Origin of the sequence: Nocardioides sp. QY071 (assembly GCF_029961765.1) — a bacterium.
Lineage (GTDB): Bacteria > Actinomycetota > Actinomycetes > Propionibacteriales > Nocardioidaceae > Nocardioides.
Window position 1 is genome coordinate 2,183,468 of sequence record NZ_CP124681.1, and the last position, 16,648, is coordinate 2,200,115.

Annotated in this window: 17 protein-coding genes; 7 read left to right on the forward strand and 10 right to left on the reverse strand. The window is 69.8% G+C overall.

Annotated features, from left to right (window positions below; genetic code table 11):
• Nucleotides 1-52 precede the first annotated feature (52 nt).
• The 4 genes from QI633_RS10460 to QI633_RS10475 are packed head-to-tail and all read right to left on the reverse strand — an operon-like array spanning nucleotide 53 to nucleotide 4,001.
• On the reverse strand, nucleotides 53-868 hold the full coding sequence (locus QI633_RS10460) for an ABC transporter permease (RefSeq protein WP_141799238.1): 816 nt from the start codon (nucleotides 866-868) through the stop codon (nucleotides 53-55).
• On the reverse strand, nucleotides 865-1,713 hold the full coding sequence (locus QI633_RS10465) for an ABC transporter permease (protein WP_282428916.1): 849 nt from the start codon (nucleotides 1,711-1,713) through the stop codon (nucleotides 865-867). The genes QI633_RS10460 and QI633_RS10465 overlap by 4 nt, the downstream gene beginning before the upstream one ends.
• Nucleotides 1,714-1,717: 4 nt before the next feature.
• Nucleotides 1,718-2,851 carry an ABC transporter ATP-binding protein gene (locus QI633_RS10470; protein ID WP_141799236.1) on the reverse strand — a complete coding sequence of 378 codons (1,134 nt, stop codon included), beginning with the start codon at nucleotides 2,849-2,851 and terminating at the stop codon, nucleotides 1,718-1,720.
• Nucleotides 2,835-4,001, reverse strand: a complete 1,167-nt coding sequence (locus tag QI633_RS10475; RefSeq protein WP_282428917.1) for a spermidine/putrescine ABC transporter substrate-binding protein — start codon at nucleotides 3,999-4,001, stop codon at nucleotides 2,835-2,837. Before QI633_RS10475 ends, QI633_RS10470 begins: the two co-directional genes overlap by 17 nt.
• A gap of 120 nt (nucleotides 4,002-4,121) precedes the next feature.
• Here QI633_RS10475 and QI633_RS10480 point away from each other — a divergent pair, with 120 nt between their 5' ends.
• The 3 genes from QI633_RS10480 (at nucleotide 4,122) to QI633_RS10490 (ending at nucleotide 7,262) form a co-directional block, all read left to right on the forward strand.
• Nucleotides 4,122-4,586: an Lrp/AsnC family transcriptional regulator gene (locus tag QI633_RS10480; protein WP_282428918.1), complete on the forward strand. Its 465-nt coding sequence runs from the start codon at nucleotides 4,122-4,124 to the stop codon at nucleotides 4,584-4,586.
• A gap of 112 nt (nucleotides 4,587-4,698) precedes the next feature.
• Entirely contained in the window at nucleotides 4,699-6,420 is a 1,722-nt protein-coding gene (locus tag QI633_RS10485; protein WP_141799233.1) for a BCCT family transporter, read from the forward strand.
• Nucleotides 6,420-7,262 carry a methylenetetrahydrofolate reductase gene (locus QI633_RS10490; protein WP_282429297.1) on the forward strand — a complete coding sequence of 281 codons (843 nt, stop codon included), beginning with the start codon at nucleotides 6,420-6,422 and terminating at the stop codon, nucleotides 7,260-7,262. The genes QI633_RS10485 and QI633_RS10490 overlap by 1 nt, the downstream gene beginning before the upstream one ends.
• Here the strand turns inward: QI633_RS10490 and QI633_RS10495 are convergent.
• Entirely contained in the window at nucleotides 7,193-7,456 is a 264-nt protein-coding gene (locus QI633_RS10495) for a hypothetical protein (RefSeq protein ID WP_141799231.1), read from the reverse strand. The two genes, QI633_RS10490 and QI633_RS10495, sit on opposite strands and share 70 nt — an antisense overlap.
• Nucleotides 7,457-7,526: 70 nt before the next feature.
• Between QI633_RS10495 and QI633_RS10500 the strand changes: the two genes are divergently transcribed.
• Nucleotides 7,527-8,522 (forward strand): helix-turn-helix domain-containing protein, encoded by a 996-nt coding sequence (locus tag QI633_RS10500; protein WP_141799230.1) that lies wholly within the window; start codon nucleotides 7,527-7,529, stop codon nucleotides 8,520-8,522.
• Here QI633_RS10500 and QI633_RS10505 read toward each other — a convergent pair.
• The 5 genes from QI633_RS10505 to QI633_RS10525 are packed head-to-tail and all read right to left on the reverse strand — an operon-like array spanning nucleotide 8,434 to nucleotide 13,356.
• Nucleotides 8,434-9,108 carry a DUF1638 domain-containing protein gene (locus QI633_RS10505; RefSeq protein ID WP_282428919.1) on the reverse strand — a complete coding sequence of 225 codons (675 nt, stop codon included), beginning with the start codon at nucleotides 9,106-9,108 and terminating at the stop codon, nucleotides 8,434-8,436. The genes QI633_RS10500 and QI633_RS10505 overlap by 89 nt on opposite strands.
• Nucleotides 9,047-11,044: an ASKHA domain-containing protein gene (locus tag QI633_RS10510; protein ID WP_282428920.1), complete on the reverse strand. Its 1,998-nt coding sequence runs from the start codon at nucleotides 11,042-11,044 to the stop codon at nucleotides 9,047-9,049. Before QI633_RS10510 ends, QI633_RS10505 begins: the two co-directional genes overlap by 62 nt.
• Nucleotides 11,045-11,051: 7 nt before the next feature.
• Complete coding sequence (locus QI633_RS10515; RefSeq protein WP_141799227.1) at nucleotides 11,052-11,927, reverse strand: dihydropteroate synthase; 876 nt, start codon at nucleotides 11,925-11,927, stop codon at nucleotides 11,052-11,054.
• Nucleotides 11,924-12,589 carry a corrinoid protein gene (locus QI633_RS10520; RefSeq protein WP_141799226.1) on the reverse strand — a complete coding sequence of 222 codons (666 nt, stop codon included), beginning with the start codon at nucleotides 12,587-12,589 and terminating at the stop codon, nucleotides 11,924-11,926. The genes QI633_RS10515 and QI633_RS10520 overlap by 4 nt, the downstream gene beginning before the upstream one ends.
• The gene (locus tag QI633_RS10525; protein WP_282428921.1) at nucleotides 12,586-13,356 is read right to left on the reverse strand and encodes an IclR family transcriptional regulator; all 771 of its coding nucleotides are present in this window, start codon (nucleotides 13,354-13,356) and stop codon (nucleotides 12,586-12,588) included. Before QI633_RS10525 ends, QI633_RS10520 begins: the two co-directional genes overlap by 4 nt.
• Nucleotides 13,357-13,433: 77 nt before the next feature.
• Between QI633_RS10525 and QI633_RS10530 the strand changes: the two genes are divergently transcribed.
• From QI633_RS10530 to QI633_RS10540, 3 genes are read left to right on the forward strand one after another with little or no spacing between them, the layout of a single operon-like run.
• Entirely contained in the window at nucleotides 13,434-14,912 is a 1,479-nt protein-coding gene (locus QI633_RS10530) for a trimethylamine methyltransferase family protein (protein ID WP_160158273.1), read from the forward strand.
• A 4-nt stretch (nucleotides 14,913-14,916) separates the two neighbouring features.
• The gene (gene purU / locus QI633_RS10535; RefSeq protein WP_260806062.1) at nucleotides 14,917-15,816 is read left to right on the forward strand and encodes a formyltetrahydrofolate deformylase; all 900 of its coding nucleotides are present in this window, start codon (nucleotides 14,917-14,919) and stop codon (nucleotides 15,814-15,816) included.
• A gap of 25 nt (nucleotides 15,817-15,841) precedes the next feature.
• Nucleotides 15,842-16,612 carry an IclR family transcriptional regulator gene (locus QI633_RS10540; protein ID WP_141799223.1) on the forward strand — a complete coding sequence of 257 codons (771 nt, stop codon included), beginning with the start codon at nucleotides 15,842-15,844 and terminating at the stop codon, nucleotides 16,610-16,612.
• Nucleotides 16,613-16,648: the final 36 nt, after the last annotated feature.

Here is a 16,648-nt window from a genome sequence, read left to right on the forward strand (position 1 = left end):
AGTCAACGACGAGGAATCGGCAACTCAACGAGGAGAAGGCGGCAACTCAACGTCAGGCAGCAGCCCGCTTGCGGGTCACCAGCATGTTGGTGAGCACCAGGAACAGCGAGATCAGGAACATGACCGTGCCGACGACGTTGACCTGCATCGGGATGCCGCGCTGGGCGACACCCCACACGAACATCGGGAAGGTCACGGTCTGGCCGGCGTTGAGGTTCGTGATGATGAAGTCGTCGAAGGACAGCGAGAAGCTCAGCAACGCGGCGGCCGCGATGCCGGGGAAGACCAGTGGGAAGGTCACCCGCCAGAAGGTCGTCCACTCGCTGGCATAGAGGTCCATCGCGGCCTGCTCGAGGTTCTCGTCGAGGCCGGAGAGTCGTGCCTTCACGGTCACGATCACGAAGGACAGGCAGAACATCACATGGGCGATGAAGATCGTCACGAAGCCCAGCCGTCCGCCGAAGCCGCCCGCGACGAACAGCGCGAGCAGCGAGGAGCCCATCACGATCTCGGGGGAGGCCATCGGCAGGAAGATCACGGTGTTGGCGACCGAGCGCCCGATGAAGTCGTGGCGGACCAGTGCGAACGCGGCGAGGGTGCCCAGCAGGGTCGCCACGAGGGTCGCGAGCAGGCCGATCTCGATGCTGCGTACGACGGCCGAGCACATGCCGTCCGGACGGCACGGGTTGGCCCAGTTGCTCCAGGTGAAGTCGCGGAACGCGTAGACGTTGCGGGACTTGCTGTTGTCGTTGAAGCTCATCAGCATCACGACGGCGATCGGCACGAACATGTAGACCAGCACGAGCAGACCGGCCGCGAGCACCAGGTGCTCGCCGATCCACCGCCCGGCGCGCTGCACGCCGTTCATACGAGCTCCTCCGTCCCCGCCGTGCGGATGTAGACCATGACCATGGCGACGATGATCGCCATCAGGATCACCGAGAGCGCGCCCGCCGTGGCGTAGTCACCGGTGCTGGTGAACAGGTTCTGGATGACGTTGCCGACCATGCGCTGGTTGGGACTGCCCAGCAGCGCCGCGTTGATGTAGTCGCCCGCGGCCGGGATGAAGGTCAGCAGGGTCCCGGCCACGACCCCCGGCTTCGACAGCGGCAGGGTCACCTTCAGGAAGCCGCGCGCGGGGGAGGCGTACAGGTCGCCCGCCGCCTCGATCAACCGGCCGTCGATCTTCTCGAGGCTGGCGTAGAGCGGCAGCACCATGAACGGCAGGAAGTTGTAGACCAGGCCGGCGATCACCGCGACCGGGGTGGCCAGGAGCCGGCCGTCGTCGCCGAGCACGTGCAAGAACTGCAGCGTGTCCACGACGAACCCGTCGTCGGCGAGGATCAGCTTCCACGACAGGGTGCGCACCAGGAAGCTGGTGAAGAACGGCGCGATCACCAGCACCAGCAGGAGGTTGCGCCACCGGCCGGCCTTGAACGCGATCGCGTAGGCCAGCACGTAGCCGAGCACCAAGCAGATCGCGGTCGCGACGCCGGCGTACCACAACGAGCGGAAGAGCGGCTCCCAGAACTGGTCGAGTGCGTCGACGAAGTTCGCGAAGCGGTAGTCGACGTCGTACCCGGTCAGCACGGAGCCCTTCGGGTCGAAGAGGCTGGTCGCGAGCAGCGAGTAGAACGGGATGACGAAGAACAGCGCGAGCCACAGGCCCGCGGGCAGCATCAGCCAGTAGCCGGTGAAGCGTCCGCGCCGCATCGCCCTACGCCTCCTCGATCACGCCGGCGTTCACGTCCTGGCTGGCGGGCAGCAGGAATGCGAACTCGGGGCGCCATGACACGTCGACCTTGGTTCCCTTGTCGAGCACGGCGCGGCGGCCGGTGTTCTGCTCGAAGGACATCAGCTCCTGGCCCCAAGGCATCATCACGAGGTACTGGGTGCTGACGCCCACGAAGCTGACGTCGGTGATGATGCCGCCGGTCATGTGGTTGCCCGGGGCGTCGATCGGCTCGCCGGCCGGGGCGATGAGCACCTTCTCGGGCCGGATGCCGACCCAGCCGTCGCCGCTGCGGGTGTGCGCCCGCTCGGCGGGGATGGAGACCTGGATGCCGTGCATGTCGACGCGTACGACGTCGCCCTCTGCGCTCGAGACGGTGCCGGGAACCAGGTTGGACTGGCCGAGGAAGTTGGCGACGAAGGTGGTGCGCGGGTTCTCGTAGAGCTCGGCGGGGGAGCCCATCTGCTCGATCACGCCGCCGTTCATGACGGCGATGGTGTCGGCCATGGTCATCGCCTCCTCCTGGTCGTGCGTGACGTGCACGAAGGTGAGGCCGACCTCGGTCTGGATCCGCTTGAGCTCGATCTGCATCGCGCGGCGCAGCTTGAGGTCGAGCGCGCCGAGCGGCTCGTCGAGCAGCAGCACCTCGGGCCGGTTGATCAGCGCGCGGGCCAGCGCGACACGCTGCTGCTGGCCACCCGACATCTGCGGCGGCTTCTTGCTCGCCTGCGACTCGAGCTCCACCAGTGCGAGCATCTCCTTGACCTGCGCGTCGACGTCCTTGACCTTGCGCCGGCGCAGGCCGAAGGCGACGTTCTCGTGGATGTCGAGGTGCGGGAAGAGCGCGTAGTTCTGGAAGACCGTGTTGACCGGGCGGCGGTACGGCTTCTCGTAGGTGATCTCGTCCTCGCCGAGGTGGATCGTGCCCGAGGTCGGCACCTCGAGCCCGGCGACCATCCGCAGCGTCGTGGTCTTGCCGCAGCCGGAGGGGCCCAACAGCGCGAAGAAGCTGCCGGCGGGGACCTCGAGGTCGAGGGAGCGCACGGCCGTGAAGGTCGCGAACTCCTTGGTGAGCGCGGTGAGCCGGAGACTCCGGCCGCTGTCAGCCGCCAATGACATCGGCGAAATCTCCTTCGTAGGCGCGGATCTGGAACTCCTCGAGGGCCATGAACGAGTGCATCGTCTTCAGCGACTCGGCGGACGGGAAGATCAGCTGGTTGTCGACGAGGCTCGGATCGACCTTCTCCATCGCCTCCTGGGCGCCCTTGACCGGGCAGATGTACCAGACGTACGCCGCGAGCTTCGCGGCCACCTCGGGCTCGTAGTAGTAGTTGACCCACTCCTCGGCGTTGCCCTGGTGGGTCGCGAGGTTCGGGACCAGCATGTTGTCGGACCAGATCATCTGGCCCTCCTCGGGGGAGACGAAGACGAGGTTCTCGTCCTCGGCAGCCGCGACGTCACCGGACCACGCCTCGCAGGCCAGGATGTTCCCGGCGGACAGGTCCTGGATGTAGTCGTTGCCCGTGAACGCCCGGATCTGGCCGTCGTTGCGGGCCTTGCGCAGCCGGTCGATGGCGTTGTCCCAGTCGTCCTGGTCGAAGTCCGCCGGGTCGGCGCCCTCGGTCAGCATGATCAGGCCCATCGTGTCGCGCATCTCGGTGAGCAGCGAGATGCGGCCGCGCAGGTCCGAGCGGGTGAGCAGCTCCTCGAAGGAGCGCACCTCCTTGACCTTCGACTTGTTGTAGGCGATGCCGGTCAGGCCGCTCTGCCACGGGGCCGAGTAGGTGCGGTCCGGGTCCCAGCCGACGTGCTGCAACGAGTCGATCAGGTTGGCGTGGACGTTGGGCACCTTCGCCTTGTCGAGAGGCTGGATCCAGCCGACCTGGATCATCCGGGCCGCCATCCAGTCGGTGAGCACGAACATGTCGCGCTTCGAGGACTGGCACGAGCCGAGCTGGTTGACGACCTTGGCGAAGAACTCGAGGTTGTCGTTGACGTCGGCGGTGTAGCTGACCTTGATCCCGGTGCGCTTCTCGAACTCGGTGAGCGTCGAGGTGTAGTCCCCGTCGTCCTCGTCGATGTAGCCGGGCCAGTTCGACACGACCAGTCGCTTGTCGGACGACGACAGGTCGCGGACCCGGCACGACGCCGGGTCCTGCTTGCGGTCAGGGGTGCCGAACAGCGGCAGCACGCCGAGACTGGCGCCACCGAGCAGGACGCCGGCACCTCCTCGAAGGGCCGCCCTGCGGCTCAGACGGGCATGGACCACTGATTGCACCTCCCCAGAACAGAACGTGCCGATCGTGGCATGACCTAGGTCACGTGACAAGCGATTCCGAAGGGGATTTACGTGATTGCAACGAAATCCGCACTTCCCTAGGATCGGGGCGTGTCCAAGCCGAAGTCGCCGCCCCTCGATGACGTCTCGAAAGCGATCATCGCCGAGCTCCAGGAGGACGGACGACGCTCGTACGCCGCGATCGGCAAGGCCGTCGGCCTGTCCGAGGCGGCGGTGCGCCAGCGGGTCCAGCGGCTCGTCGACAGCGGGGTGATGCAGGTCGTCGCGGTCACCGATCCCACCGAGATCGGCTTCGCCCGCCAGGCGATGATCGGGATCCGCGCCACCGGCGAGCTCGAGCCGATCGCCGAGGCTCTCGCGGAGCTGAAGGAGGTCGACTACGTCGTGATCACGGCCGGCTCCTTCGACCTGCTCGCGGAGGTGGTCGCGGAGAGCGACGAGCACCTGCTCGAGATCATCTCCCGGCGGATCCGACCGCTTCCCGGCGTGCTGAGCACCGAGACCCTGCTCTATCTCAAGCTGGTCAAGCAGACCTACTCGTGGGGCGTGCGCTGAGCCGCGACAGCAGATGCTTGACGAGAGACGTGCCACCGGCGCATGGTGGTTGCGCTATCTGAAGTGAGTTGCGAATAGCGCAACGCGGGTTGCCTCCCGGGAGGACGCGGACATGGCCGAGGTGACGCTGGAGAAGTCGACGGGGCCCGGGGACGAGCAGCCGGGCCAGCCGGGCCACGCGGGTGGGGCGCCGGTCCCGCTGGACCGGGTCACCTTCGGTGTGGCCGCGGCCCTCGTCCTCGCCTTCCTGCTGTGGGGTGCCGTCGACTCGGACTCGATGACCACCAGCACGAGCAAGACGCTGGCCTGGGTCACCGGGAACTTCGGCTGGATGTTCGTGCTCGTCAGCGCCGGGTTCCTCATCCTGTCCTGCTATCTCGCGGTGACGCGCTACGGCAACATCAGGCTCGGTCCCGACGACTCGACCCCCGAGTTCTCGACCTTCTCCTGGGTGTCGATGATGTTCGCCACCGGGATGGGGATCGGCCTGATGTTCTGGGGCGTCGCCGAGCCGCTGACCTACCTCACGTCGACCGACCCCGGCAGCACCCCGCCGGGCCGGGCCGAGGCGGGCACCCCCGAGGCGGCCCGTACGTCGATGGAGTACGCGTTCTTCCACTGGGGCCTGCACCCGTGGTCGATGTACGCCGTCATCGGGCTCGCGATCGGCTACTTCGCCTACCGCAAGGGCGCCGGCAACCTGGTGTCCGGGGCGTTCGGCCCGCTGCTGGGACGCCGGGCGACCGAGGGACCGGGCAAGGCGATCGACGTGATCGCCATCTTCGCGACCCTCTTCGGCTCGGCGACCTCGCTCGGCCTCGGCGCCCTGCAGATCACCGGCGGCCTCGACGACGTGTTCGGCTCGGGGGAGTCCAAGTGGCTCACCGTCGGCGTCATCGCCGTGCTCACGGCGTGCTTCGTGCTGTCCGCGGTGAGCGGTGTCGACAAGGGCGTGCAGATCCTCTCCAACGCCAACGCGGTCGCCGCCGTGCTGCTGGTGTTCTTCCTCTTCGTCGTCGGCCCGACGGTGTTCATCCTGAGCACGTTCACCGAGTCGCTCGGCGGCTACCTCACCCACCTGCCGGCGATGTCCTTCCGCACCGGCGCCTTCGGCGGCGACGCGTTCATCAGCGGCTGGACGATCTTCTACTGGGCCTGGTGGGTGTCCTGGACGCCCTTCGTCGGCATGTTCATCGCCCGGATCTCCAAGGGCCGCACGATCCGCGAGTTCGTGATCTACGTGATCGCGGTCCCGAGCCTGGTCTCGTTCGTGTGGTTCTCGATCATGGCCGGGTCCGCCTTCGACGTACAGCTGAGCGGTGCCGACGACCTGGGGGCGGTGCTCGCGAAGGAGGGCAGCGAGAGCGCGCTGTTCACGACCCTGCGCGAGTATCCGATCGCGTCGGTGACCGTGGTCCTGGCCGTGTTCCTCATCGCGATCTTCTTCATCACCGGCGCGGACTCCGCCTCGATCGTGATGGGCATGCTGAGCCAGCACGGCAAGGAGGAGCCGATGCGATGGCTGGTCGTCTTCTGGGGCGTCGCCCAGGGGGCTGTGGCCTCGATCCTGCTGTGGTCCGGCGGACTGAGCGCCCTGCAGACGCTCGTGATCATCGTCGCCGGGCCGTTCATGCTGATCATCGTCGCGATGTGCGTGTCGCTGGTGAAGTCGTTGCGGGCCGAGCCCTACGAGTCCACGCTGCCTCCGCGCGTACGCCGCGCCGTCCTGCACGCGCAGAAGTACGACCTCATCGACCACCAGAACGTCGCCCTCGCCAGCCTGGGCGCCGACATCGCGCCCGAGGCCGCCCGCGAGGACGACGAGGTCCCGTGATGCGCACCCACGACCGGGCCACGGTCCGCCGGCTGCTCGCAAGTGCGCGCTACGAGATCCTCCCGACCGCGACGATCGAGGCCAAGGTCCTCGAGGCCGTCCCGACCGAGGTCCCGTTGACGGTCACCGCCTCGCCGTCGATGGGGCTCGAGCGCACCGTCGGCACCGCGGAGCGCTTGGCCGCCGCCGGCTACACCGTCGTCCCGCACCTGGCGGCGCGGATGGTGAGCGGTCGCGCCGAGCTGGTGGAGCTCGCCGCGCGGCTGGCCGAGGCCGGGATCACCAACGTCTTCGTGCCCGGCGGCGACGCCGACCCGGTCGGCGACTACCACGACGCGGTCTCACTGTTGGAGGACCTGACCGCGATCGGCAGCCCGTTCGCGCAGATCGGCGTGACCGGCTATCCCGAGAGCCACCCGAAGATCCACGACGACCTGACCGTGCAGTCGATGTGGGACAAGCGCAAGCATGCGACGTACATCGTCAGCAACCTCACCTTCGACCCGGCGGTGATCAAGGACTGGCTGCAACGCATACGGCGCCGCGGCATCGACCTGCCTCTCCTGCTCGGTGTCCCGGGCCCGGTCGAGCGGACCAAGCTGCTGGGCATGGCGACCAAGATCGGCGTCGGCGACTCGACCCGGTTCCTGGCCAAGCAGAAGGGCCTGATGACCCGCCTGGTCGCCCCCGGCGGGTTCACCGGGGAGTCGTTCGTGGAGCGCTGTGCGCCGACCCTGGGCGACCCGCTGATGCGCGTTGCCGGGCTGCACGTCTACACCTTCAACCAGGTTGCCGAGACCGAGGCGTGGCGCCGGGACTGGCTGGCGCGGCTCGACGGCTGAGTCCTCGGGTAGAGCTCGGCGAGACGGCGCTCGACCTCCTCGTGGTCGAGCCGACGCTGGCGCGCGGGGTGGTCCGGCGGCACGGGGCGACCGTGAGCGACCAGTGCGCCCGCGTCGATGCCGTGGGCGATCTCGCGCACGACCCGCCATGCGGATCGAAGGGCGGTGGTGGTGAGGTTCCGGTAGGTGGTCATGCCTCAACCCTCCGCCTGCCGAGCGTTCGCGAGTAGTGGCAAGATCGACAACAAATGCTAGTTTCTTGCCATGCCATCGCAGCCGTCGATCGCGGTCCCGATCGTGGAGGGCATGACGCTCTTCGAGATCGGCATGCCGCTCGAGGCGCTGGGCTACGACTGGGACCGTGAGGCGAGCCCGCTCTACGACGTCACGCTGTACGGCGACCTGAGGGGCGTGCGGGTCCACGGCGGCTCCCGGCTGGTGCCGCACCGGCCGCTCGCCGCGCTCGACGAGGCCGACACCGTCCTGGTCCCGGCGATCCGCCCGGACGAGCCGGCGAACCCGGCGCTGGTGGGTGCGCTGCGCCGGGCCGCGGCCGCCGACGTACGCATGGTCTCGCTGTGCACCGGCGCCTTCGCGCTGGCGGAGGCGGGCATCCTCGACGGCCGCCGGGCCACGACGCACTGGCGCTGGGCCGACCTCCTCCAGCGCCGCTACCCGGCGATCGACGTGGACGCCCGCGCGATCTACGTCGACGACGGAGTGCTCACCAGCGCCGGCTCGGCGGCCGGGCTCGACCTCTGCCTCCACCTGATCCGCACCGACCACGGCCAGCAGGCCGCGAACACGATCGCGCGCAACCTCGTGATCGCCGCGCACCGTGACGGCGACCAGGCGCAGTACGTCGCCGCGGACCCGCTGACCGAGCAGGCGCACTGGCTCGACGACCTCCGGGCCTGGCTGCACGCCCACCTGCACGACGACATCACCCTCGAGCGGCTCGCCGGCGCGGCCGCGGCATCACCTCGTACCCTCGCCCGGCGCTTCCAGCGCGACATCGGGACCACGCCCATGCGCTGGGTGGCCGCCGAGCGGATCGCGATCGCCAAGCGCCTGCTCGAGACGACCGACCTACCGCTCGACCGGATCGGCCACGACGCCGGCTACTACTCCCCGGCGACCTTCCGGGCGAGCTTCATCTCCGACGTCGGGATCACGCCCGGTCGCTACCGGCGCCGCTTCGCAGCACGAGGCGGGCCAGGGCAGTCTCCAGGCCGGCCTGACCGGCCTCGACGACGGTGAGCGGCAGGCCGATGGTCGCCGCAGCGTCCTCGGCCAGCCGCCTGAGCTCGTCGTCCGGCTGTTCGGCGAGCCACACGACCCGGGTGTAGGCGCCGAAGTAGTCGCCGCGCAGCTCGGGGTAGCGGTCCAGGCCGAGCTCGCGCACGACGGTGCGGGCGAAGGAGCGGACCAGGAAGTCGGTCAGGACGTAGGTGCCGGGCTGGTCCTCGAAGAGCCGCGCCAGCCGATCCGGTCCCGCGATCACGTCGTAGCAGTGCAGACCGGGCAGCCGCTCGATGCCGAGCTCGGCGCACACGGCGTCGAGCGCGCCGTAGGTGCCGCAGTCGGCGTACCCGATCGCCACCCGGTGCCCGGCTGCGCGCAGCCGCTCGGCCAGCGGCCGGACCTCGCCGGCGATCAGGTGCGGCTGGTTGTGCAGCAGCGGGGGGAGCGGGTGCACCGTCACCGGCCAGCCGCGGCGCGCGGCGATCTCGGCCGCGGGCTGGGCGAGCGCCCCGCAGGCGATCAGGTCCAGGCCGGCAGGCTCAGAAGGCGAGCTGGTCGACGAACCGGTCGTTGAAGTCGGGGCGGTCCGAGAGCTCGACATAGGTCACCTCCTGCAGCAGTGCCGCCGCACCGGCCCGTTCGCGCACGGACAGCAGTGCCATCTTCGCGCCCTCGCCGGCCACGTTGCCGGCCGAGACGATGCGCAGCACGGGCAGCTTCGGGACCAGCCCGATCCGGACCGCGGAGGCGGGGGAGATGTAGCTGCCGAACGAGCCCGCCATCAGCACCTGCTGGACGTCGCGGTGCTCCAGCCCGAGCTCCTCGAGCAGCAGCGTCCAGCCGGTGGAGATCGCCGCCTTCGCGAACTGGAGCTCGCGCACGTCGCGCTGCGAGAGCACCACGCACTCCTCGGGTACGGCGTCCGCGTGGGGACGGTGCAGCACGAAGACCCGCTCCTCGCCGATCCTGGTCAGCCGGTCGGCCAGCGCCGGCGCGACCTCCGGCGCCTGCTCGTCCGGCACGAACCGGCCCGAGACGTCGAGCAGCCCGACCCGCACCAGCTCGGCCACGGCGTCGACGAGCCCCGAGCCGCACAGGCCCTTCGGCTCGACGTCGCCGATCACGCCCAGCTGGACGGCGTCCTCGGGCGTGGCGCCGAGCTTGATCACCTCGATCGCGCCGTCGGCGGCGCGCATGCCACACCTGATCGCGCCGCCCTCGAACGCCGGGCCCGCCGGTGCCGCGGTCGACAGGATCCGGTCCCCGTCGCTCACGACCAGCTCGCAGTTGGTGCCGACGTCGATGAACAGCCGGGTCCGCTTGTCGCGGTCCATGCCGGTCGCGAGCATCCCGGCCACGATGTCGCCGCCGACATAGGCGCCCAGAGCCGGGAAGAAGACCGCCCGAGCCCGGGGGTGGACGTCGAGCCCGACGTCGCTGGCCAGCACGGTCGGGGGCTGGGCGGTGGCCATCACGAACGGCGCGACGCCGAGCGGCTCGGGGTCGATGCCGAGCACGAGCGCGGTCATGGTGGCGTTGCCGGCGATCGCGACCTCGTAGACCTGCTGCGGGTCGACGCCGCCCTCGCGGCAGACCTGCGCGGCCAGCTCCGCGAGCGTCGTGGCCGCCGCCTGCTGCAGTCGGGGCAGGGTCTGCGGATCCAGCATCGTGGCGCTGATCCGGGTGATCACGTCGCCGCCGTACGGCTGCTGCTTGTTGAGCATGGACGCCACGCCGACCGGCGTGCCGAGGGCGACGTCGAGCAGTGTCGCCACCACGGTGGTCGTGCCGAGGTCGAACGCGATCGCGTAGCGCTGCCCCGTCGTGTCGCCGGGCTCGACGTCGACGAGGACCTCGTCGACGACGACCGCGGTGACCTTCCAGTCCGCCGCGCGGAGCACGTGGGGGAGTCGGCGCAGGGCGTGCAGGTCGGGCTGAGGGGCGAGGTCGTCGATCGCCGCCAGCAGCCGGTCGAGGTCGGTGCGCTGGTCGGACAGGTCCGGCTCGGCCAGCTCGACGTACCGCTTCTGCACCGCCGGGCGCAGGATCACCTGGCGCCCGACGCCCACGGTCGCGGCCTTCGGACGCGTGGTGAGCGGCGGTACGTCGACCTTCAGGTCGCGCGTTGCCTGCACCAGGCAGGCCAGCCGCCACCCCGCGTCCAGCTGGTCGCGGGTGAACGTGCGCACGTCGTGGCGCGAGACGGGCGTGGGGTTTCGAGACGGTCGCTGCGCGACCTCCTCAACCACCGAGGTGACGCGCACCTTGCACTTGTGGCAGGTGCCGTGGCCACCGCAGGTGGAGTCGATGGCGATGCCGTTCCAGGACGCGGAGTCGAAGACCGTGACGCCGGGCGGCACCCGCACGCTGCGCTGCGTGGGCGGGGCGCCGCCGGCGTCCTCGACGTTGAACGACAGCTCGACCCGGCCGGTGCCGTCATGGGTCACCAGCTCCGTGCCGGGGCTGGCCATCAACCCCTCGCGGCGGACGTGGTCGAGCGAGAAGTCCGGATCGGGGGCGTCCGGGTCGGAGGTCATCCCGGCCTCATGCCGTCGCCGCCTGCCGGGCCCGGTGCGCCGCGATCCAGGCGCCGCCCCACTCGTCGTGGCCGAGCAGCAGGTCGGCGGCCTTGACCGCCTCGACGATCTGCGGGGTGCGGGTGTCCATGATGGCGGAGGTCAGGCCGGCCTGCATGGCCATCGGGAGGAACCCCGCCCCGAGGGCGTGCCGCGAGGGCATGCCGAAGGAGACGTTCGAGGCGCCGCAGGTCATGTTGACGCCGAACTCGTCGCGGATGCGCCGAACGGTCTCGAAGAAGGTCAGCGCGACCGTCCCGTCGGCTCCGATCGGCATGGCGAGCGGGTCGATCACGATGTCGGCCTGGGCGATGCCGTACTCCGTGGTCGCGACCTGGACGATCTTGCGGGTCAGCTCGACCCGCTTGTCGACCTCCATCGGGATCTCGTCCTCGTCGTTGGGCAGGGCGATGATCGCGGCGTCGTACTTCTTGACCAGGGGCAGGATCTGCGCCATCCGCTCGTCCTCGGCGGTGATCGAGTTGACCAGCGCGCGGCCCTGGTAGACCGCCAGCCCGGCCTCGAGCGCCTCGACGACCGAGGAGTCGATGCAGATCGGCTTGTCGGTGAGCCTCTGCACCATCGTGATCGCCTTGGCCAGCAGGTCGGCCTCGTCGGTCAGCGGCACGCCCATGTTGACGTCGAGGACGTCGGCACCGCCCTCGACCTGCGCCTGGACGTCGCGCTCGATCGCCGAGAGGTCGCCGGCGCGCAGCTGCTCCTGGAAGATCCGGCGCCCGGTCGGGTTGATCCGCTCACCGATCAGGCAGAACCGAGTGTCGTGCCCGATCACGACCTCCTGGGTCGCCGACCGCAGCCGGGTCTCGAGGCGGGGGGCGCTCATGCGGGGACCGTCGCGCGCTTCTCGTGGAGCAGTGCCTTGGCGCGCTTCACGGTCTGCGAGGCGTCGGCGGCGTACCCGTCGGCGCCGACCGCGTCGGCGTACTCCTGGGTGACGGGGGCGCCGCCGACCATCACGATGACCTCGTTGCGCAGCCCGGCCTTCTCGAGGGCGTTCATGTTGGCCTTGAACATCGGCATCGTGGTGGTGAGGAATGCCGAGAACCCGACGATGTCGGGCTGGTGCTCCTCGATCGCTGCGACGAACTTCTCCGGCGCCACCTGCACCCCGAGGTCGATCACCTCGAACCCGGCGCCCTCCAGCATGATGTTGACCAGGTTCTTGCCGATGTCGTGGACGTCGCCCTTGACCGTGCCCATCAAGAACTTGCCGATCGTCTCGACCCCGGTCTCGGCGAGCAGCGGCCGCAGCCGCTCCATGGCGCCGGCCATCGCCCGGCCGGCGATGAGCATCTCCGGGACGAAGAAGTCGCCGCGCTCGAAGCGGGCGCCGACCTCCTCGAGCGAGGGGATGAGCGCGTCGAAGAGCAGCGTCTGCGGCTCCATGTCGAGCGCGAGCCCGTCGTTGGTCAGCTCGAGCACCCGCGGGGCGTTGCCGACCAGCGTCTCGTCGTACAGGCCCTGCAGGATCTCTTCTGGGGTCATGCCACGCCCTCCTTGCGCGTGCGCCGACGCAGCAGCCCGGATAGCTGCTCCGCTCGGTTGCTCAACTGTCGTCCGATCTCGTCGCGCCGCTCGGCCAGGCGCGGCGTGGGCCCCGAGATGCCGAGTGCCGCGACCACCTCGCCGCTGCTGCCCCGCACCGGCGCGGCGACGCCGGAGAGGCCGATCTCGAGCTCGTCGACGGTGCCGGCCCAGCCGCGGCGGACGACCTGGGCGAGCTCGCGGCGCAGCACCTCGCGGTCGGTGACCGTGTGCGGCGTCGCCTGGTCGAGCTCGCCGGCGGGCAGGTCGACGAGGCCGTGCGCCAGCAGCACCTTGCCGAGTGCCGAGGTGTGGGCGGGCACGTCGACGGTGGTCCAGTCGCGGGTGCCGAGAAGGTACGTCGAGTCGACCTGCGCCACCTGCACGACCCGGTCGCCGCGGCACACCGAGAGGTGGACGGTCTCGCCGGTGTCGGCGCCGACCCGGTCCATCGTGGACCTGGCCAGCCGCACCAGCTCCTCCCACGGGTCGTGGCGCGCGGCGTAGAGCCAGAACAGCGGACCGGCGACGTAGGACCCGGCGGCGTTGCGCTCGAGGAGCTCGGTGCGCTCGAGGGCGGCCAGCATCCGTGAGGTCGTCGACTTCGGCAGTCCGCAGGAGTCCTGCAGGTCCGCGAAGCTCAGCGGCTCGTCCGCCCGCACGACCGTGGCGACGAGCAGGGCGGCGCGGTCGACCGCCTGCGTGCCGGTGTTCGGGGGCGTGCTCATCGGGTGCTCACCGTGGTTCCGTTCGTTCGCGAAGAGTTCCATGATGTGGAACTCAGATCCCATATCATGAGGCTAGGATGCCGAAGGATTCCCGGTCAAGGACCCAAGGAGGCTCGATGTTCCAGAACCGGATGCCGCGCTACGAGGTGCTCTCCGCCGATGCGATGGCCACGCTCGACAAGGGCTGGCGCAGGCTGATGACCGAGATCGGCGTCGAGTTCATGGACGAACGGGCGCTCGAGCTCTTCCGCAAGGCGGGCCAGCGCGTCGAGGGCAACACGGTCTTCCTCGACCCCGACTTCGTGCTCGCGCAGGTGGCGAAGGCGCCCGCGGAGTTCGACGTCCAGGCCCGCAACCCGGCCAACAGCATCCACATCGGCGGCGACTCGATGGCCTTCGGCGCGGTGTACGGGCCCCCGTTCGTGCGCCAGGGCGAGGTCCGCCGTGACGCGACCATGGACGACTTCCGCAGCTTCACGAAGCTCGCCCAGTCGTTCCCCGTCCTCGACTCCGCCGGCGGCGTCATCTGCGAGCCCAACGACACCCCGCTCGACAGCCGGCACCTCGACATGACGCTCGCGCTGCAGACGCTGACCGACAAGGTCTACATGGGCAATGTCGTCTCGGGCGTCAACGCCGCCGACACCCTGGCGATGACCTCGATCCTGTTCGGCTCGCGCGAGGCGATCGAGGAGACGCCCGCGACCATCTCGCTGATCAACTGCAACTCACCGCTGCGCTGGGACGACCGCATGCTCGAGGCGCAGTTCGAGTACTCCGGCGCCGGGCAGCCCGTCGTACTGACCCCGTTCATCCTGATGGGCGCCATGTCGCCGGTGACCATCCCGGCCGCCCTGGTCCAGCAGATCGTCGAGGCGCTGTCCGGCATCGCGCTGTCCCAGCTGATCCGGCCAGGTACCCCGGTCATCTTCGGATCGTTCCTGTCGAACATCGACATGCAGTCCGGCTCGCCCACCTTCGGGACGCCGGAGTCGGGCCTCGGCCTGCTGTGCACCGGCCAGATCGCCCGGCACTTCGGGCTGCCGTTCCGCACCGGTGGCGGCCTGACCTCCTCGCAGGTGGCCGACGCGCAGGCCGGCTACGAGGCGCTGATGACGATGCTGCCGACCTTCCTGGCCGGCGCGAACTGGGTGATGCACTCCGCCGGGTGGCTCGAGGGCGGCCTGGTCGCCGGCTACGAGAAGTTCATCGTCGACATCGAGCTGCTGCAGATGATGCAGGCCGAGTTCACGCCGTTGGAGATCGACGAGGACTCGATGGCGTTCGGCGCCCACGAGGAGGTCGGGCACGGCGGCCACTTCCTCGGCGCCATGCACACCATGGAGCGCTTCCGCACCTGCTTCTACCGCCCGTTGCTGTCGTCCTCGGAGAACTACGAGCGGTGGATGCGGGGCGGCGGCAAGGACGCCAACACCCGGGCCGAGGAGATCTACCGCAAGAAGCTCGAGGAGTACGAGGCGCCGCCGCTGGACGCGGCGATCGAGGAGGAGCTGCGGGAGTACGTCGTCCGCCGCCGGGCCGAGCTCGGTGACTGAGCGGGTGACTGAGCGGGTGATCGAGCGGGTGGGCGGCGTGGCCAGCGCCCCGTCCGGAGACTTCGTCCTGGTCCTCACCTGTCCCGACCGGCCGGGCGTGGTGCACGCCGTGTCCGGGTTCCTGGTGGCCCACGGCGGCAACATCATCGAGAGCCAGCAGTTCGGCGACCAGATCACGGGCACCTTCTTCATGCGGCTCGACTTCGTCGTCGACGGGGAGGAGGTGAGCGCCGAGGGGCTGCGCGCCGACTTCGCCGAGGTCGCCGAACGGTTCGCGATGACCTTCGAGCTGTGGGACGCGAAGGCGCCGTACCGCACCCTGATCATGGTCTCCAAGCACCTGCACTGCCTCAACGACCTGCTCTTCCGCCACAGCACCGGGTCGCTGCAGATCGAGATCCCCGTGGTGGTGTCCAACCACCGCGACGCCGAGCCGCTGGCCCGGGCCCACGGCCTGGAGTTCGTGCACGTCCCGGTCACCCCCGACACCAAGGAGCAGGCCGAGGACCGGCTGCGGGAGCTGATCGCCGAGCACGACGTCGACCTGGTCGTGCTGGCCCGCTACATGCAGGTGCTCTCGGACCGGATGTGCGCCGAGCTCAGCGGACGGGCCATCAACATCCACCACTCGTTCCTGCCGAGCTTCAAGGGCGCCAAGCCGTACCACCAGGCCTTCGACCGCGGGGTGAAGCTGGTCGGCGCGACCGCGCACTACGTCACCGCCGACCTCGACGAGGGCCCGATCATCGAGCAGGACGTCGTCCGCGTCGACCACGGCTTCAACCAGGACCAGCTGGTGACCGCGGGACGCGACGTCGAGGCGCAGGTGCTCTCTCGTGCCGTGCGCTGGCACGCCGAGTCCCGGGTCCTGCTCAACGGGCACCGCACGGTGGTCTTCCGCTGACGCACATCGGGCATATCGTTGCGCCATGAGCAACAGTGAGGCGGCCACGGTCCAGTCCGTCGACCGGGCGCTGACCATCCTGGAGGTACTGGCCCGGTTGGGCACGGCGGGCGTCACCGAGATCGCGGCCGAGCTCGAGGTCCACAAGTCGACGGCCTTCCGGCTGGTCTCCACGTTGGAGGCGCACCGGCTGGTCGAGCAGGCGGGCGATCGGGGCCGCTACTCGCTCGGCGTGGGACTGCTCCGGCTCGCGGGTGCCACGACCGCCCGGCTGGACCTGGTGCAGGAGGCACGCCCGATCACCCGGCAGCTGGCGGCCGACACGGGGGAGACGGTCAACCTGACGGTGCGCGCCGAGCACGCGGCGCTCTACCTCGACCAGGTCGCGGGCTCCTCCGCACTGCAGTCCCACAACTGGGTGGGCCAGCACATCCCGCTGCACGCGACGAGCAACGGCAAGGTGCTGCTCAGCGAGCTCACGCCCGAGCAGCTGGCCGAGGCGCTCGGCTCCCTGGCCCGGTTCACACCGGCGACCATCACCAACAAGGCGCAGCTGCGCAAGGAGCTGGCGACGATCCGCGAGCAGGGCTACTCCTTGGCGATCGACGAGCTCGAGGTCGGGCTCACCGCGGTGGCCGCGCCGATCCGCAACGCCCACGGTGACGTCATCGCCTCGATCAGCGTCTCCGGTCCCACGTTCCGGCTCTCCTCGGAGCGGCTCGAGGCGGTGATCCCGCAGTGCCTGGCCGCGGCAGGGGAGATCTCCCACCGGCTGGGCTGGAGCTGGCGCGAGTGAGCCCGCGCCGCTGAGCCCGGGCCGCGGGGGTCCTTG

Coding starts and splice junctions, on each gene's coding strand:
- QI633_RS10460 (WP_141799238.1), bottom strand. CDS start 868: ATGAACGGCGTGCAGCGCGCCGGGCGGTGGATCGGCGAGCACCTGGTG.
- QI633_RS10465 (WP_282428916.1), bottom strand. CDS start 1,713: ATGCGGCGCGGACGCTTCACCGGCTACTGGCTGATGCTGCCCGCGGGC.
- QI633_RS10470 (WP_141799236.1), bottom strand. CDS start 2,851: ATGTCATTGGCGGCTGACAGCGGCCGGAGTCTCCGGCTCACCGCGCTC.
- QI633_RS10485 (WP_141799233.1), top strand. CDS start 4,699: ATGGCCGAGGTGACGCTGGAGAAGTCGACGGGGCCCGGGGACGAGCAG.
- QI633_RS10490 (WP_282429297.1), top strand. CDS start 6,420: ATGCGCACCCACGACCGGGCCACGGTCCGCCGGCTGCTCGCAAGTGCG.
- QI633_RS10495 (WP_141799231.1), bottom strand. CDS start 7,456: ATGACCACCTACCGGAACCTCACCACCACCGCCCTTCGATCCGCATGG.
- QI633_RS10500 (WP_141799230.1), top strand. CDS start 7,527: ATGCCATCGCAGCCGTCGATCGCGGTCCCGATCGTGGAGGGCATGACG.
- QI633_RS10505 (WP_282428919.1), bottom strand. CDS start 9,108: ATGTCGAGCTCTCGGACCGCCCCGACTTCAACGACCGGTTCGTCGACC.
- QI633_RS10510 (WP_282428920.1), bottom strand. CDS start 11,044: ATGACCTCCGACCCGGACGCCCCCGATCCGGACTTCTCGCTCGACCAC.
- QI633_RS10515 (WP_141799227.1), bottom strand. CDS start 11,927: ATGAGCGCCCCCCGCCTCGAGACCCGGCTGCGGTCGGCGACCCAGGAG.
- QI633_RS10520 (WP_141799226.1), bottom strand. CDS start 12,589: ATGACCCCAGAAGAGATCCTGCAGGGCCTGTACGACGAGACGCTGGTC.
- QI633_RS10525 (WP_282428921.1), bottom strand. CDS start 13,356: ATGAGCACGCCCCCGAACACCGGCACGCAGGCGGTCGACCGCGCCGCC.
- QI633_RS10530 (WP_160158273.1), top strand. CDS start 13,434: ATGCCGAAGGATTCCCGGTCAAGGACCCAAGGAGGCTCGATGTTCCAG.
- QI633_RS10540 (WP_141799223.1), top strand. CDS start 15,842: ATGAGCAACAGTGAGGCGGCCACGGTCCAGTCCGTCGACCGGGCGCTG.